This is a genomic window from Neglectibacter sp. X4, from assembly GCF_009917365.1.
Taxonomy (GTDB): Bacteria; Bacillota; Clostridia; order Oscillospirales; family Acutalibacteraceae; genus Acutalibacter.
Genome location: NZ_QWLE01000027.1, coordinates 25,498 through 42,617 on the forward strand (window position 1 = coordinate 25,498; position 17,120 = coordinate 42,617).

Here is a 17,120-nt window from a genome sequence, read left to right on the forward strand (position 1 = left end):
GAATTTGCCGGAAGGCCTCGTCTTGCTGGTGCAGTGCCTTTCCTCCCTGCCAGGAGAGATGCACAAACAGCGGCAGATGAAGCCGCCGTCACTCCAGCAAGGCGGTATGCCCTTGAAATTTTTCCGCTAATTTGCTATGATATAGTCATATAAGGTGAAAAATGACATTTCTCACCTTGCGGGACAGTGGGAAGGGCAGGCTGCCGGTGCGGGCATTGGCAGGAGGATAAGGGAAAAACAGGAGGCGTTATAATGAACGTGAAAGAAATGGAAAAAACTTTCCTCGCTATTTTATCTGAAGAGCTGATCCCTGCCATGGGATGTACAGAGCCGATTGCCCTGGCTTACGCAGCCAGCCGGGCCAGGAAGGAACTGGGCAAAGCGCCTACAGACATCACAGCATATTGCAGCGGCAATATGATTAAAAACGTGCGGTGCGTTTCCATCCCCAATTCCGGCGGGCTTATCGGCATTGAAGCCGCTGTGGCCCTGGGAGCCTTCGGCGGCGCAGCCAGCCGGGGCATGGAGGTGCTGGAAGCCGTCACTACGGAAGCCCAGGCCCAAACTGCCGCCTTTTTGCAGGAAGGCCGCTGCCGGGTGGAGTACTTAAATTCGGAAATTCCCCTCCACTTTGTGGTGAAAATGACAGATGGGACAGATACTGTGGAGGTAGAGGTTCAGCATTCCCATATGAACATAGTTTCTGCGGCAAAAAACGGGGAAAGCATCTATCAGGGCGGCAGCGTGTCCGGGGAAAAGCCTGGAGCAGACCGCTCCTGCCTGGACATTGAGAGCATTAAACAATTTGCGGACACAGTGCCCCTGGAGAAAATAAAGCCGCTGATAGACCGGCAGATTCGGTGCAACATGAATATTGCCTACGAGGGCATATCCGGCGATTACGGGCTTTCCATCGGCCGCACCATACGGGCGTCTTATGCGGACGGCGTGGTAACCCGGATGAAAGCCTATGCCGCTGCTGCCTCGGAGGCCCGTATGAGCGGCTGCGATATGCCGGTTATCATCAACTCTGGCAGCGGGAACCAGGGCATTGCCTCTTCCGTTCCTGTTATCATCTACGCCAGGGAAAAAGATATCTCCCAGGAACGGCTGTACCGCGCCCTGGTTTTCTCGGCGCTGCTGACCATCCATCAGAAAGACCACATTGGCAAGCTTTCCGCCTTTTGCGGGGCGGTTTCCGCTTCCTGCGCGGCATGTGCGGCGGTGACCTATATGGTGGACGGCTCTGTGGAGCAGATTAAGGCCACCATCGACAACACCCTTGCCAACATCCCCGGCATCCTCTGCGATGGCGCCAAGATCTCCTGTGCCGCCAAAATTGCCACCAGTATCGACGCAGGCATGATGGCCCATTTCCTGGCCATGAACGGCAAAGAATATGAGGCGTTTACAGGGATATTGAAAGAGGAGTGCGAGGAAACCATTAGCTGCGTGGGATATATTGGCAAGGTCGGCATGCGCGAAACAGACAGGGAAATTGTAAAGCTGATGCTGTCCCAGAAGGGATAGCTTTTCCGCTGGTGTCCTGGATGAGGACAGGCTGGACACTATGCAGGCAATGAAATCTGTTGTAACAGGCCCCCGGCTTTGCCGGGGGTCTTTCTAATGCGGGCAGACCCTGTGCTGTTAAGCTGCGTGTCATGTTAGCCTGGTCTGACACCTGGATACTGTCTTTATCTGCAGCCCGTAAGCAGGCTGTTCTCTAGAAGTTTTCCATCGTCAGTTGTTTCCCGGCCTTGCCCTCCTCTAACTAGTGCCGGATGTATTCCTGAATTTTTTCCCTTTCTTGGCTTTACTTTAGCTTGAATTGATTTCCTTTGTGTGGCTGGTATGCTGCTTAGGTGCAGATAAATTTCTGTAATATTCGGGATGCCTCACCTTGATGCCCTCCATGAAGCAGAAAGCGGATCCACAGCGCCTTGCCTTTGCCGCATTCTGCTTTCACAGGACTTTACAGCGTATCATCAGTTACAGAATACCACAGCGTCATGGCAATAATCTTAATCCCAATTCCTTCAAAAACTCATTATGCCGGGCCTTTGCATCTTTAATATCATTCTCAATTTTTTCAAGCTCCTGCCGTACTTCTTCAATATCAACAATTTCTTCTTCAGGTGCAGTGCTGACATAGCGAGAAATATTTAGATTATATCCGTTTTTCTTGATTTCTTCCATAGAAACTCGGCGGGAATATTTTTTGTCATCTTCTTTTCGATATTGATATGTTTCAATAATCTTATCAATATGATCCGGATTCTCTGGATCAAGTTCATTTTGTCGTTTTCCTTTTTTAAAATACTCACTTGCATTGATAATCAATACATCCTCGTATTTTTTACACTTTTTGAGAACTAAAATGCAAACTGGAATACCCGTAGAGAAAAACAGGTTTGCAGGCAAGCCAATGATAGCGTCAATATTGCCGTCTTCAAGAAGTTTTGTTCTGATTTTTTCCTCAGCGCCGCCACGGAATAGTACTCCATGGGGTAAAATAATTGCCATTGTCCCATCATCGCTTAAAAAATGGAATCCGTGCAATAAAAAAGCAAAATCTGCTGCTGACTTTGGCGCAAGTCCATAGTTTTTGAAGCGGAAATCTTTTGTCATTTCTTCTTTTGGCTGCCACCTATAGCTAAAGGGTGGATTGGCAACAACTGCTTCAAACTGCATTTTTTTTGCTGGATTCATCTCGTTTAAGATATTCCAATCATTTAATAAGGAATCTCCGTGATGAATCTGAAATTCAGAATCCTTTACACCGTGAAGCAGCATATTCATACGAGCAAGGTTATAAGTAGTAATATTTTTTCCTGCCCATAAATCTGCCCGATACCATTCGCCCCAAATTGTTTCCGCACATTGATTAACAAAGAACCTGAACCACAAGCAAAATCAAGTACATTTTTCAGTTTGCTCTTTTTCCCGGTGCTGGGATCTTGACTGTCAAGGGATACAATTTGGGAAAGGATGGTTGAAACCTGCTGTGGGGTATAGAATTCGCCCGCTTTTTTACCAGAACCAGCAGCAAACTGACCAATCAAATATTCGTAGGCGTCGCCCAGAAGATCTGTTTCATTTGGGAATTTTGAAAGTCCTTGTGCGATTTCAGTTATAATCGAACAAAGCATAATATTTCGTTCGCCATAATTCTTTCCCAATTTATCAGAGTCAAGATTTACTTCTGAGAATAAACCACGAAATCTGCTTTCAAACGACTCATTCTCAATATATTTAAACCCACTTTGTAAAGTTTTCAGCAATTGACTGTTTTGTGTTCTTGCCAATTCATATATATTGCTCCACAAATATGCCGGTTTTATCACATAATGAATTTTACGACGCATTTGTTTTTCAAACATATCAACTTGATCTAAATTGCGAATATACCAGACTGCAAGAGGGATTACGTTGTGGCTATAGAGCATCTTATTATTACCATTCACAAAATCTTGTTTTGCTTTTTCAATTTTTTGATTGTCTTCTTCGTCTTCTTGTAACCCTAATTTCTCTGGTGAAAGAGATCTGCTGTATTTGGCAATAACGGATTTAAGCTCGCCAATATAGGCATCCAGATTCTCTTCGTTCTTTTTGATTTCTAGCGCACTTTTCTGATAATCACTACCCAATTCCTTTTTTACTGCCTCTTCATAATTATCGGACAGGTAGCGCAAAAAGAGAAAAGACAGCATATAATCTCTAAAATCATCAGCATTCATTGCGCCGCGCAGTTTATCAGCAATCGCCCATAATGTTGAGCCTAACTGTTTTTGTTGTGTGTCATTCATAATTTGCTACCTCTATCTTTCTGTAAACAGCTTATCGTTAAACTTGTAATTTTCCAGAAATCTATTCAGTATATTTCTAAAAATTTCCTTATTATCCTCAACCATTTCGAGAGGGTTAAATATCGAATGATTTCCATGGCTTAGCAGGTTTACCATTCGGGCAAAAAGCACATCGTCTAAATCGTCATCTTCCCGCTTTATGCAGTCGGAAAAATTATCGAACCCATGAAAAGCCGCTGTTTTCTCAAGGACATTTCTTAAAACATTAAAATGATACGTATAGATCTTTCCATTATCAGCCACTTTTTTTAGTTCCTTTAACAAAGCAACATGGTGAAAAAACGGAGTATCTCCGGTGGCTTTTACTATGTATTTGCTTGTCTCCTTATCAAAACTCAAAAAGCGGCTTGCTGTGCTTTCTTTTCTCAATTCATTATACATTACATTAAAAAACAGTGTGTGGTGGGTGGAAATAGCAGTTTTAATTTTACAATCTTTAAGCAATGCTGAAAGCTGACATGCTAACGCTACAACATTATTGTCGTCAAGGGAAGAAATTGGATCGTCAATATAAATATATTTAACCCAGTCATAAGATAAAGCTTCGTCATTTACAAGTTGAACAATAGCAAGAAAGAAACACCAAATAAACAGATTCTCTTCGCCACGGGAAATTTTTATTCCAGTTACCGTTTCCTCTCCAGTTCTGCTTTGCACGTCTCGTGAAAAACTGACATATCCTTCATCATAATAAATTGTAAAGTCGAAATCCGCGTGAATCCGCAAAAACCCCCGTATGCGGGTGTCCATTTCAAGATCTCTCAAGCCATCAAAGAAGTGAGAATTTGTGTTAAAAGTAACTTTCTGTCTATATCTCCTTCCAAATCATTGTTCCAAGTGAAAAGATCTTCAGTAAATGCATTATAATATAGAGTATCTTGTATTCTTTCATCACTGCCTCGAATTTTTTTCTTTCCCAAATTTTTAAATTCAATAGAGAGCCTTGTTTTTCCGGTTCCATTATAGGCAAACAGAAGATAGTAGCTTTTTGTGTCGGGTGTATCTTCAGTTCCCAGCGTATCACGAATATTGCGCGCTAGTCTTTTTAGGTTTGTAAATCGTTTTGTACTACTCATACATCTGCCTCCTCAAGAGAAGGAAACAATCCCTGCATTAATCCTTTCTTGTGTTTTTTTAACTGCTTCACTTTGTTTGACTGCTCTGTAATCATGGTATCTATCTCTGACAAGCAGTTGGCAATTTTTTGTTGTTCATTTTTATCTGAAACTACCGGAATTTTTATTTTTAAAAAATCAGTTTTATTAATAATAGGTAAAGTGGACTTTGGAATTTTAGTTTTTATAGAAAAGCTTTTTTGAAGCAAAGAGTAATAAATAAATTCATTATCGTAGCAAGGTTTAGGGATAATAGAATTAATCTGTTGGTTTGTAACACAATGATATACGGATAACGCCATCTTTCCGATAGATGCTATGCATGTAAACATTATAGTGTGCTTAGGCAAAATCTTTATTTTAGGAGTTCCTACAACAGTTCTTTGAGTGTGGTACTGATACTTGTTTTCTGTAATATCTGTTGGTGTAACAAATTGTATATCACCATCCCACAAAGCAGCATCTGAAGTAGATGGAGTTTTTCCAGTTGCTATATCGCCAAGTTTTCCTATTTCTTCATGTTTCCACTCTCCACATCCCTTAAACTCAGGAAATCTCCATTCAGGCAGAGCTTTTCCCTCCACAGGGAACAGCTTTTGCATCAAGCCTTTTTTGTGTTTTTCTAATGCTTTCAGTTTGCTGCTTTCTGCGTCAATCAGCTCATCAATGGAGGATAAACAATCAGCAATCTTTTGTTGTTCATCGAAATCAGGTAACGCAAGTGGCATACTCCATAAATATTTTGTATCAACACTTAAAGCCCCGTGCGCTCTTGCGCCTACCTCAATATATTTCCTCAGCCAATGTCCGTGATAGTTATTGTGCCACAGATAATCAAAAAATGGAGGATATGAGCCATTATCAGTAATTCTAAAGCAAGTAAAAATACTGTTGGGGACAGCAGCTATATCGTTTTCTCCAAGCATAGAAATATAGCCTTCTGGGAATTGCTTTGTTGCGCTTTTGTTATATGCAAAATCATATTTCTTTATAACAATATAATTTTTATAAGAGTCCCCAGCTATTTCTCTCCCGAACTTTTCTGCTTGTGGTACTAAACCAACTCCAGATGTCACACTCATAAGAGTGTATTTATTTTCTCCAGCTTTTTCTTTTATGATAGACGATATTTTCCCCAATTTCGTAATCCTCAACCCATTCCCGGTATATTCTGGAAACCTTAATAATTTAGGCACTATTCCTTTTTTCTTATTCATACGCGTTCAACCCCACAATTTTACGGCCCTCTGCTAATTTCTTTAACAAGGGAATCAGGTCATCCATCAAATCAAGTTCTTTTTGCGTTCTTTCTCTCCAGCTTAAGTCAAGCGGAGCCAGAAGATCGCTAAGTTTTTCTCCGTCAAAAATCATCCGGTCGATGATTTCCTGAATGAATGCCTGCAAACTTTGGATTTCAATTCCGTGCTTTTCTGCAATGGCAGTGATTTCTTGATTGTTTTTCCGTTCTCTGAATTTCTGATACCCTGCTTTAATTTCCTTTTCATCCAAAGCCACACCAACTTGAAGCGAGTCGATATATTCAATAATGTCTTCTCTTTCATCAAGCAAATTGGAGGTAGCAGAAAGCTTACCGATGAGTTGTTCTTTGCTCATTTTTTTCTTTTTTGACTCGAGCTGAGTATACTTAGAAATCAACGCCATGATATAGTCATAATCAATAATGGCAGACGAAAACAGAACAAACTCGAAATCAAGCTGTTCAACTTCAGAATTTTTATCCTCGTTCTCTTTTCCTTGTTCCGCTTTCAGCCTTTGTGCCACATCAATATAAGCGCCACGGAACGCACGCAGGGTATCCTCCGGCAACAGCTCCTCAATTTTTTCTGCGTCTTTTTCTTCAATTTCCGTGTACTGCTCCAACTGTGTTTTTAAACGCTGCACTTCCTTGAATTTATTGATAAATTCACATCTTGCGGCGTCACCTTTCAGATTGCTCACTTCTTCAGGCCTGCACTCCAGGCCCTGAGATTCCATAAACTTTTCCAATTCACTTACTGCCTTATCCAACTTCTCAACAACCTTTGGCGCTGGGTCAACAAGCCAGATTTCTTTTGCCCGATTGTTATTATCTTCACCGGAAAACAGAGCAATTGCTTTATCTACTTCATCTGACTGGCTTCTGAAATCAAGAATATTACCATAAGGTTTTGTATCGTTTAAAACCCGATTTGTTCTGGAAAATGCCTGAATTAGCCCATGATATTTTAAGTTCTTATCTACATACAAAGTGTTCAGATACTTAGAATCAAAACCAGTCAGAAGCATGTCCACGACAATGGTGATATCAATCTTGTTTTTATGGGGATAATCTGCGTTGGTATATTTTTGATCTTTAATTCTTTGCTGTACATCCTGATAATACACATCAAAATTGATAATGTCATGACTGGCTCCATACTGTTCATTATAGTCTTTGATAATACCTGTCAATGCTTGCTTCTTTTTATCAGGTTCTTTTTTGTTATCTTCTTTTTCCTGTGGAAGATCCTCTTGAATTTGCTGAACATCCTTATTACCTTCCGCCGGTGGCGAAAATACGCAGGCGATATTCAATGGCGTAAATTTACTTTCAGCAGCATCAATACAATTTTGTTGTGCTTCTTTGAACAAGTTATAATATTCAATGGCGTCATTGATGGATGATGTGGCTAAAATAGCATTGTATCTTCTGTAGCTTGTTACAGCATCATGTTTTGACAAAATAGTTTGTACCACAGCCTTTTTTTGTTGTTCCTCATTGATTCTTGAAGCATCTCTGTCATTTTCCGGCTTGAAGTAGTCAATATGGAATCGCAATACATTTCTGTCGTCGATGGCATGAGTAATCGTATAAGCATGCAGCTCTTTTTCAAAAATATCCTTCGTGGTTGTATAAGAGCCTATTGTTCCATCAATTTGCTTGTAAGTTGCATTTTCTTCAAAAATAGGCGTGCCAGTAAACCCAAAAAGCTGAGCCTTTGGGAAGAAGTCTCTGATTGCTTTGTGGTTCTCTCCGAACTGCGAACGATGGCATTCATCAAAGATGATGACGATCCTACTATCTCTCAAAGGCGCTAATCTTTCTTTATATGTCAGCTCACCTTTTTTCTTTTTGCCCTTACTTCGTTTATTATCGTCGTCAAGCGCCAAACCCAACTTTTGAATAGTCGTTACAATGACCTTATCCCGATAGTCCTCTGAAACAAGCCTTTTTACCAAAGTTTCCGTATTGGTGTTTTCTTCCACACATCCCTCTTGGAACTTATTGAATTCCTCTCTGGTCTGTCGGTCAAGATCTTTTCTGTCCACCACAAAAAGACATTTTGCTATGTTGCGATTATCTTTTAATAAAGTAGATGCTTTAAAAGATGTGAGAGTTTTACCGCTTCCTGTTGTATGCCAAATATAGCCATTTCCTCTGTTTTGCTCAATGCAGTCTATAATGGCTTTAACCGCATAAATTTGATATGGCCTCATAATTATCATTTTCTGTTCACTTGCTACTAAGACTATATATTTGCTAATTAGTTCACCCAAAGCACATTTGCGTAGCACAGCCTCAGAAAAATTGTGCAAATGGGTAATTTTCTTATTATCCTTATCGGCAAATTGATATATCGGTAAAAATCGCTCATCAGCATCAAAAGCAAAATGTTCTTTGTTGTTGTTGGCAAAATAATAGGTATTGCTCTCATTGCTGACAATAAAAAGCTGCATGAAACAGAGCAAAGAATTTGTATATCCATTCCCGGGATCATTTTTATAATCGACAATCTGTTCCATCGCCTTTTTGGGAGTAATTTGCAGCGACTTTAATTCAACTTGTACAACAGGAATGCCATTGATAAGAATAATAACATCGTATCTATGGTAACTATTTTCAGTGTTAATACGAAGCTGATTAATCACCTCATACTCGTTTTTGCACCAATTATTTGTATTTACAAGGGTGTACTGTAAGGGTGTATCATCATCTCTTTTAAATGTGTTCGTTTCTCTCAAGATTTTTGCCGCTGAAAACACATCAGGTGTAATAATATTTTCTTTTAACCTGGCAAATTCAACGTCGCTTAATCTCACTCTATTAAGTGCCTGAAAATGCTTCCTGAAGTTTTCCTCCAAAGAGGCTTTGTCTTTAATATCTTCTCGATATATATACTTTAACTCTTTAAGTTTTTCAATAAAACTCAATTCAATTTGTTTCTCATTCTTCATATTGCGACACCTTTCACCTGGCTGGCTGCTTCTAATGCCTCTATCAGTTCTTGATCCAAATTGTTCTTTTTACAAAGTTCAACCAAAGCGTGTCTTGCAATCTGATTTGGTTTCGATTTATTATTCTCCCATCTATTAACCGAAGTGAATCCCATATGTAATTCTCTGGCTAATCCTTCCTGGGATAAACTCAGTTGGGATCGAATATTTTTAACAACTTCAGAAATCACCATAGCGCGGTTCCCCTTATCTGTTCAAACTCTTGCATCGTGTATTATAGCATAAGCTATAGCAAATTGTAAACATCCCACAACCGTTTGGGAATGCAGCGGCCAAATTGAAAAGGGGCCAGAGGAAACGGGTATAGATAGTGAATCAGTAAGGAATAGTTGTAAGTCCGTATCTGAATGAGCACATTTTATCAGGAGCACTGTCCAGAGAACGCCAGGCGGACAAAAGCATGATATGTCTGCGCCCCACAGGCTTTTAGGCAACCCCATAACCGTGGCATTGAACGGATGGATAAAAGAAAAATTATCCCTTGGCTTTGGACTGGCATTCGCTGAAGATTTGCCTAAGTATGTTTATTGCTGCGGCATTGGGGTATAGAAGCCCCTCCCGTATAAGCCTGGCTGTGTTTTGAACCTTCGTGTGGTTTTACGCCTGCCTTTCAGGAGACTCATGTAGTGACTATGCAGAAAAACTTGTGAAAACAGTTCTCCTTGCTTTTTGTTATCCTGCTTTTGGCAGCAGCACCGTTTGTCCGCCGTAAGCTGAATTTTATACTGCCTCTATACTGGATTATTAGAGCTGCTGAAGGCTGTTTTCTGCTGCATATTATTGACATGGTCAGGCGGAACATGGTATTATAACATAGATTTTTCGGTGGATTTGTGAGGACAACAGAAAACGATACCAGCATTGTGAGATAGCAATTTATTTTTGGGAAAAGCGTTTCGGCATATTTTTGGAAATGTGCTGGGGAAGCGCGGACTGGGAATCGTTTAATACGGAGGGCAGGCATATATGGATTATTCAGGGGAGCTGTTGGAACGGGCTTTGGAGGCTCACGAGCAGCACAGCGGCATGCGAAGCGTTCAGAATTTGGAAGCTGTTATCAACGAGGGCCTGCGCGTGGCCCTGCTGGAGGAGACGCCGGATCAGTCGCTGCAGGTGTTGCTGGAGCATCTGGGGAATGCGCTGAGCGGGGAACGGACCTATATATTCGAGCAGAACGAGTCTGGCTGCGATGATAATACTTATGAATGGGTGGCCGAGGGGGTGGAGCCAGAAAAAGACAGCCTCCAAAACGTCCCTCCGGAGGTGTGCGCAAGCTGGTACCGGAAGTTCCGCGTTGGCAAGCACATTGTCATTGGAAGCCTGGAGGATATCCGGGAGACAGAATCGCTTCAGTATGAAAACCTGAAGAGGCAGGGCGTACATTCCCTTGTGGTGGTTCCCCTGTATGACGGCAAAAAACTCATTGGCTTTTACGGCGTGGACAACCCTCCTGTAAGGTCGCTGGAGTATGCGTCGAATATGCTCCAGACCGCGGCATACTTTATCGTATCCTCCCTGAAACGGCGGAATCTGGTTCGGGAGCTGCAAAAGCGGAGCTATAACGTGTTTCACGCCCTTAGCATGGACTATCTTGGCATATATAAGGTGAATTTCGACACAGGCGAATGCGAGGTTTACCGCAACAGCGGGCAACTGGAAGTGGATTGGGCGGTTAATTTCCAGGACGGCTATGCGGCGGCAATGGAGCGGTATATTTCCACCTATGTGGTTCCCCGGGATCGGGACCGGCTTCGCGCTGTGACAGACAAAGGCTATGTGCTGGCCCGGCTTAAGGCCAAGAAAAAGTTTTCGGTTCGATACCAGGTAGAGGACTGTTCTTCCGGGCTGAAGCACCTGGAGATTCATTTTTCCGCCACTGAGGACACAACGGCGGAAAACTGCGCCATTTTCGCCCAGCGGGATGTGAATGCCCTTGTAGAGCAGGAGGAGAAGTACAAGCTGGAGGCAAGGCAGAGCCTGGAGGACATTCTGGAAGGAGCACGGACGGGCATCTGGACTATAGAGCTGGAAGACGGCTGCCCGCCCAGAATGTATGCGGACAGAACCATGCGGATTCTCCTGGGCGTGCCAGAGGAAATTGAGCCGGAGGCGTGCTACCGGCACTGGTTTGAAGGCGTTGATCCGGATTATGTAGAGATGGTGGAGGAAGCGGTGCGGGAGATGCTGAAAAGCGGGCGTTCTGAAGTGGTTTATCCCTGGAACCATCCAAAGCTTGGGAAGATCTATGTCCGCTGCGGCGGCGTGCCGGACAAAACCTTCAAAAAGCCCGGCGTCAGCCTGAACGGATACCACCAGGACATCACGGAGACTATGGTGACGAGGAAGAAGCAGGAGCAGTCCATCATGGAGCTTCTGGAGCGGGTGAGGCAGGCGAACTCGGCAAAAAGCGAATTCCTCTCCCACATGTCCCATGATCTCCGCACGCCTATCAACGGGATTCTGGGCATGCTGGCTATTCTGGAAAAAAGCCAGCACGATGCCCAAAAGCAGCAGGAATGCCGGAAGAAGATCCGCGTGTCAACAGAGCATTTGCTGTCCCTGGTGAACGACGTTTTGCAGGTCAGCAAGCTGGAGAGCGGAAGGCCAGCGGCAGTGGAAGAGCCTTTTGACCTTCACGAGGCGCTGGAAGACTGCATTATGATTCTGTCTCCCCTGGCAGAGGAGCGGGAAATCCGGCTGGAGCTGGAGGATTCCGGGCTGCGGCACAGCAGGGTCATCGGAAATCCGCTGCATTTGAAACAAATTATGACCAATGTTATCGACAATGCGCTGCGGTATAACCGGCCCTATGGCTCTGTTTTCGTCCGGGCTGAGGAAACCTCCTTCCACGACGGGACGGCAAACTGCCGGTTTGTTATTGAGGACACTGGAATCGGCATTGGAGAAGATTTCAAGAAGCATATTTTTGAGCCGTTCACACAGGAGCATCAGGGCGCGAGAACCAACTATAACGGCGTAGGGCTTGGCATGTCTATCGTAAAGAAGCTGGTCGATCAGATGAAGGGGACGGTGAAGATAGACAGCCAGGTTGGCAAGGGGAGCGTGGTTCAGATCACGCTTCCTGTCCGGGCCGACGAGGCGGGAAATGGAGCGTCCGCAGACGAGAACTGGAGTATGCCGGAGAATATTGCCGGGATGCGTGTGCTTCTGGTGGAGGACAATGAGATCAACTGTGAGATTGTGGAGTATATTCTCCGGGACGCAGGCGTGGAGGTTGTAACTGCCAACAACGGAAAAGCCGCTGTGGACGCGTTTGCAGGGTCTGAGCCGGAGGCCTTCGACTGCGTGCTCATGGATTTGATGATGCCGGTCATGAGCGGATATGAGGCGGCGCGGGTGATCCGCAGCCTGGGCAGGAGCGATGCGGAAACTGTGCCCATCATAGCGCTGTCCGCCAACGCTTTCGACGAGGATATTGCAATGGCAAAGGACGCCGGGATGGATGAGCACCTGGCAAAGCCGGTGGATCTCCGGAAAATGTTCCAGGCCATGAGCCGGCTGAAAGGCTGACAAAGTGGGAGGAGGAAGATGGCAACCAAGTGTTCTTGGCTGCCATTCGAGAGATTTCAAGATTTGTCCCGAAATTATAAAACTACTGGAATGCAAACCCGAGAAAGGGCACAGCCCAAAGAGCCAATCTGTTCTTTGGTAGCTTAATGATATACCGCGCCGGACATTCCCCTTCTGGCACAGTTCTTGACATCTTTTTGAAAATTTGGTATCATGATTTTATTATAAATCAGATTTCCCGCAAGGAGGCACAGCCATGAAACCCCGGCTAAAACGCATAGGCATTGGCGCTGCAGGAGGCGCAGGACTTTTACTGATTTTCTGGCTGTTAGGCGACGTTGCCCATATTATCGGACTGAGCCTGCAGGACAGCAGCTTCTTTCTTGGGCTGGTTTTATTCCTTCTGGGCCTGCTGATGATTACCCGGGGCGGGAAAGGCACAAAATATGTACCTGCCTTTGGCCATCCCAATCAGAATGCTGTCCAGAATTCTATCAATCCCAGCCTCGCTGGGGAAAAGGAACCCAAGCAAACAAGAGATGCAAAGGAAGTGCGTACCGCTCCCCTTGTCTGCGTTGGTGCGGGCCTGCTGAACCTTTTGGTCTGTGCCATCACGTTTTTATTCTAAAAAATCCAGCAAAAATCTTGGCTATCCTCTGTTATATGTATGATAAAACCTTGAGCAAATTTCTGAACTATCTTTTCATAATCCCGGCAAATAGCAATACGTTATGGCTTTACTGTGATAAGGAAGTATTCGCGGCAACTTATTATCAACGCTGATAAACAGAGTGCAGACAAAAGCAGAGAACACATCGCTTTCATTAGTGATGTGTTCTCTGCTTTTCTGTTCTGCAATAGAACACCGTTTTTGAGAGCAGATATATAAAACCTTGCCCTATCATTGGCGGGAAAAGGCTCCCGTCCTCTTCGTGGGATTTGACTGGCGCTTCTTGAGCGGGGCCGTAAGAACAAAAGCGCGCTGCTTATAAAGCCATGTGCAGCTCTCCGGTAGGGCTGAAGCCCAGGCTTTTATAAAAGGCCTGGGCTGTGAAATTATCGTCCCCGGTGAGGAGGGTAAGCTCGGAAGCGCGTTGGCCCTCACAGAACTTGACGGCGGATTCCAGCAGGGCGCGGCCTGCCCCCTGCCTGCGCCAGGCGGGATCCACAAAAAATTCCGTGATCTCCCCAGAAGGCTCCTGGTAGCAGAAGGAACGCTTGAGCAGACAGCAGCAAAAGCCGATTAAAGCCCCGCTTTCTTCTGCTTCTGCCACGAAAACCTGTTCAGGGCCGGGAGCCTCCAGGGCAGCCCGGATGCCCTCTGGCGTCTGATCCCCAGGGCCGTTGAAGGCCTCATTCAGGCGCAAAAGCTGGGGCGCATCTTTTGGCTGGGCAAACCGGATAGTGATAGGCATAAAGAGCCTCCTTCTCAATCCTATTTTGGGTATAGGGCGCAGTGCCCGGGAAGTAAGAAAAGTATAGCATTTTCAAAGGGTTTCCACAAGAGAGACTGCGGATTTCTCAGGTTCAGTCCTGGCAGATGGCCATCTTTGGGAAGAAATTTCACATTCCGGCAGACTTAATTGCTTTCCTTCGGGAAGAATGGTATAATTTATCATATTATTACAGTACAAATTGAGGGGAAAGGGGCGCGGCTATATGAGACGCTGGTTACCCGGCCTGTTTTTGGCTTTGCTCCTGTTGCTCTTTTCCCTGCCTGCCGCTGCCCAGGAGGAGTGTGCCTTTCGCGGGACGCTCTCTGCAAAAGAGGGCCGGGGCGGCAGTACGGTTGATCTAACAGTATACTATGATGGAAGCTTAGGCCCTTTAGGGTCTTTTGTTTTTTGGGTAGATTTTGATTCCCAGCGTCTGGCCTGCCAGAAAGTGAGCCTGGGCGAGGGGCTGCGGGGGCATTACACCCTTGATGATACAGTGGGGGATGGGCAGGCAGCCGCAGTCTACACCCAGAAAACGGCGGACACAGCCTACGGGGATGCCGGAGAGGTTCTGAAGTGCCGTTTCCAGGTGCGGGAGGGCGCGCCGGAGGGGGACGGGGATTTCCGGCTGCGGACAGCCCAGGTCTATTCCCCTCAGGGAGAGCCTCTATGCCCGGACAGGGAGGAGGCTTTGCCCTTTGCTGTCCTGGGGCCTGTCAGTTCCACAGCCGCTTTGTTGGATTTGGCCCCTTCCCAGGGGGCTTTGGATCAGCCCTTTTCCCCAGAACAGTTTTTTTATACCATGACAGTGCCCTATGAGGTGAAAACCCTCACTTTTACGGCAACTCCGGCGGAGGGGGCTTCCTGCCGGGTGAACCGGAAAAACCTGGGGGCCGGGGGCAGCGAAACAGAGTTTCAAATTACGGTGACAGCGGCAGACGGGAAAACAAAGCAGGTGTACCGGGTTACAGTCTACCGGCAGGAAAAGGAGCCTTTAAGCGGGGAAGCGTCCCTCTTGGAGCTTGCCCCTGACACAGGGAAGCTGGAGCAGACCTTTTCCCCGGACAGGCTCTCCTATACCATGACAGTGCCCTATGAGGTAAAAACCCTCACTTTTACGGCAACCCCGGCGGAAGGGGCTTCCTGCCGGGTGAACCGGAAAAACCTGGGGGCCGGGGGCAGCGAAACAGAGTTTCAAATTACGGTGACAGCGGCAGACGGGAAAACAAAGCAGGTGTACCGGGTTACTGCCTACCGGCAGGAAAAGGAGCCTTTAAGCGGGGAAGCGTCCCTCTTGGAGCTTGCCCCTGACACAGGGAAGCTGGAACAGGCTTTTTCCCCGGACAGGCTCTTCTATACCATGACAGTGCCCTATGAGGTGAAAACCCTCACTTTTACGGCAACCCCGGCAGAAGGGGCTTCCTGCCGGGTGAACCGGAAAAACCTGGGGGCTGGGGGCAGCGAAACGGAGTTTCAAATTACGGTGACAGCGGCAGACGGGAAAACAAAGCAGGTGTACCGGGTTACTGTCTACCGGCAGGAAAAGGAGGACAATCTGGAAAGCGGGACAGGGGAAGCGCTGCTGCTGTCCCTTGTCCCGGAAACAGGGCAGTTGGATCAGGCCTTTTCCTCTGACAAGCTCCGTTACACCATGACAGTGCCCTTTTCCGTTACAGCGGTCACCTTCCAGACCCAGCCTGCCCCAGGGGCTTCCTGCCGGGTAAACCGGAAGAATTTAGGGGCCGGAGGCAGTGACACGGAGTTCCTCTTTACCGTAACGGCGGCAGACGGAAAAACTAAGCAGGTATATAGCGTTACTGTACACAGGGAAGAAAGGGAAAGCAGCAGCGCTTCAGGAAAGCTTTCTCCCTCCCCTGGGCAAAGCCCGGCACCCTCCCCGTCCCCGCCCCGGGAGGGTGAGGATGGCCCATACCCCACCAGCGTGCCGGTGCCTGTAGAAGGAGAGGAAGGGCAGGAGGCCGCCCTGCCGGAAATACTGGTGGAAAACCAGGACAGATCCCTTGCGTACACCCTGGCGCTGGCAGCTTTCCTTGTCCTGCTGTATGTTTCCGGACCGGTTTCCCGCTGGATTTTTCAAAAGAAAGAGAAGGCCGGGAAGGACAAGAAATAGAACGGCAGGCAGCGCAAAAGAACACCGGAAATGCAAAAAAGCCTGAGGCGGATTTTTTCCGCCCCGGGCTTTTCGTCTATCTCTTTAGCGCAAAGAATTATCGGCTAAGCCGGGGGGATAAAAAGCTTTATAGTTAACACAGTTCAAAAGAGGTGACCTCTTTTGAACCAGGCGGTAAAGCCGCCTGACTTTAAAATCGGTAAATACCAATTTAAAAGTGTGTTTACTATAGCATAAAGCATTGAGCGAAGCGAGTTGACAGATAACATGTGCAGGACATAGATGCAGTCAATAGAGAAACAGGGCTTGGCCCATTTACGGATAGCAGTCGTTGCACTGGCGAATCTTTTTAGTACCTCTTGAGAGGCAACTGGCACTATGCCCTTTTAGGGCTGTGCAAACCATGCGTTCTGCGCGTATTATTGTAATGCTTGCAGAGTAACTATTTTTGCAAAAAGGCCTTGATTTTCTTTCGTGTGTCAGGTATAATAGAAGCTGCTTGATGGCGGCAATATAATACAGTATTTCTGTTTCATTATTGCTTTAGCATAAACCCTTGATTTTATGAGGCTTTTGGCAATTTAATCAGGGGTTGGGACTTAATAGATGCCGGTGTGATGGAATTGGCAGACGTGATGGACTCAAAATCCATTGGTAGCGATACCGTGCCGGTTCGAGTCCGGCCACCGGCACCACGAAAGTCCTCAGTCGATGATACAATCGGCTGAGGACTTTTTAATTTTGCCTATGAAAAAGCCTTGTAATC

At 45.8% G+C, this 17,120-nt stretch carries 10 protein-coding genes, 1 tRNA gene and 1 pseudogene; 5 read left to right on the plus strand and 7 right to left on the minus strand.

What is annotated here, in order from left to right:
- Positions 1–252: 252 nt before the first annotated feature.
- Positions 253–1,530, plus strand: a complete 1,278-nt coding sequence (locus tag D1841_RS10210; protein WP_160642914.1) for a serine dehydratase subunit alpha family protein — start codon at positions 253–255, stop codon at positions 1,528–1,530.
- A 477-nt stretch (positions 1,531–2,007) separates the two neighbouring features.
- Here the strand turns inward: D1841_RS10210 and D1841_RS19830 are convergent.
- The 6 genes and pseudogenes from D1841_RS19830 to D1841_RS10235 all read right to left on the minus strand — a co-directional run bounded on the left by D1841_RS19830 (position 2,008) and on the right by D1841_RS10235 (position 9,429).
- Positions 2,008–3,806, minus strand: a pseudogene (locus D1841_RS19830) (type I restriction-modification system subunit M).
- Between the two features lie 12 nt (positions 3,807–3,818).
- Positions 3,819–4,616: an AAA family ATPase gene (locus tag D1841_RS10220; protein WP_237076278.1), complete on the minus strand. Its 798-nt coding sequence runs from the start codon at positions 4,614–4,616 to the stop codon at positions 3,819–3,821.
- A gap of 11 nt (positions 4,617–4,627) precedes the next feature.
- A complete protein-coding gene (locus D1841_RS19155; protein WP_237076279.1) occupies positions 4,628–4,942 on the minus strand; it encodes a hypothetical protein in 315 nt (104 codons plus the stop codon).
- Entirely contained in the window at positions 4,939–6,198 is a 1,260-nt protein-coding gene (locus D1841_RS10225; RefSeq protein ID WP_160642915.1) for a restriction endonuclease subunit S, read from the minus strand. The genes D1841_RS19155 and D1841_RS10225 overlap by 4 nt, the downstream gene beginning before the upstream one ends.
- Positions 6,191–9,196 (minus strand): type I restriction endonuclease subunit R, encoded by a 3,006-nt coding sequence (locus D1841_RS10230; protein WP_160642916.1) that lies wholly within the window; start codon positions 9,194–9,196, stop codon positions 6,191–6,193. The genes D1841_RS10225 and D1841_RS10230 overlap by 8 nt, the downstream gene beginning before the upstream one ends.
- A complete protein-coding gene (locus D1841_RS10235) occupies positions 9,193–9,429 on the minus strand; it encodes a DNA-binding transcriptional regulator (protein ID WP_160642917.1) in 237 nt (78 codons plus the stop codon). The genes D1841_RS10230 and D1841_RS10235 overlap by 4 nt, the downstream gene beginning before the upstream one ends.
- Before the next feature lie 793 nt (positions 9,430–10,222).
- Here D1841_RS10235 and D1841_RS10240 point away from each other — a divergent pair.
- Positions 10,223–12,787 (plus strand): GAF domain-containing hybrid sensor histidine kinase/response regulator, encoded by a 2,565-nt coding sequence (locus D1841_RS10240; RefSeq protein WP_160642918.1) that lies wholly within the window; start codon positions 10,223–10,225, stop codon positions 12,785–12,787.
- 256 nt (positions 12,788–13,043) lie between these two features.
- On the plus strand, positions 13,044–13,415 hold the full coding sequence (locus tag D1841_RS10245; RefSeq protein WP_160642919.1) for a hypothetical protein: 372 nt from the start codon (positions 13,044–13,046) through the stop codon (positions 13,413–13,415).
- Positions 13,416–13,773: 358 nt separating this feature from the next.
- Here D1841_RS10245 and D1841_RS10250 read toward each other — a convergent pair whose 3' ends face one another.
- The gene (locus D1841_RS10250; RefSeq protein WP_160642920.1) at positions 13,774–14,202 is read right to left on the minus strand and encodes a GNAT family N-acetyltransferase; all 429 of its coding nucleotides are present in this window, start codon (positions 14,200–14,202) and stop codon (positions 13,774–13,776) included.
- Between the two features lie 244 nt (positions 14,203–14,446).
- Between D1841_RS10250 and D1841_RS10255 the strand changes: the two genes are divergently transcribed.
- Both D1841_RS10255 and D1841_RS10260 read left to right on the plus strand, forming a co-directional pair.
- Complete coding sequence (locus D1841_RS10255; RefSeq protein WP_161879981.1) at positions 14,447–16,354, plus strand: cadherin-like beta sandwich domain-containing protein; 1,908 nt, start codon at positions 14,447–14,449, stop codon at positions 16,352–16,354.
- Positions 16,355–16,962: 608 nt separating this feature from the next.
- Positions 16,963–17,049, plus strand: a tRNA-Leu gene (locus D1841_RS10260).
- Positions 17,050–17,120 lie beyond the last annotated feature (71 nt).

Bases quoted from the DNA above. Each gene is read 5' to 3' on its own strand.
- D1841_RS10245 (WP_160642919.1), top strand. From the start codon at position 13,044: ATGAAACCCCGGCTAAAACGCATAGGCATTGGCGCTGCAGGAGGCGCA.
- D1841_RS10230 (WP_160642916.1), bottom strand. From the start codon at position 9,196: ATGAAGAATGAGAAACAAATTGAATTGAGTTTTATTGAAAAACTTAAA.
- D1841_RS10225 (WP_160642915.1), bottom strand. From the start codon at position 6,198: ATGAATAAGAAAAAAGGAATAGTGCCTAAATTATTAAGGTTTCCAGAA.
- D1841_RS10250 (WP_160642920.1), bottom strand. From the start codon at position 14,202: ATGCCTATCACTATCCGGTTTGCCCAGCCAAAAGATGCGCCCCAGCTT.
- D1841_RS10210 (WP_160642914.1), top strand. From the start codon at position 253: ATGAACGTGAAAGAAATGGAAAAAACTTTCCTCGCTATTTTATCTGAA.
- D1841_RS10255 (WP_161879981.1), top strand. From the start codon at position 14,447: ATGAGACGCTGGTTACCCGGCCTGTTTTTGGCTTTGCTCCTGTTGCTC.
- D1841_RS10235 (WP_160642917.1), bottom strand. From the start codon at position 9,429: ATGGTGATTTCTGAAGTTGTTAAAAATATTCGATCCCAACTGAGTTTA.
- D1841_RS19155 (WP_237076279.1), bottom strand. From the start codon at position 4,942: ATGAGTAGTACAAAACGATTTACAAACCTAAAAAGACTAGCGCGCAAT.
- D1841_RS10240 (WP_160642918.1), top strand. From the start codon at position 10,223: ATGGATTATTCAGGGGAGCTGTTGGAACGGGCTTTGGAGGCTCACGAG.
- D1841_RS10220 (WP_237076278.1), bottom strand. From the start codon at position 4,616: ATGGACACCCGCATACGGGGGTTTTTGCGGATTCACGCGGATTTCGAC.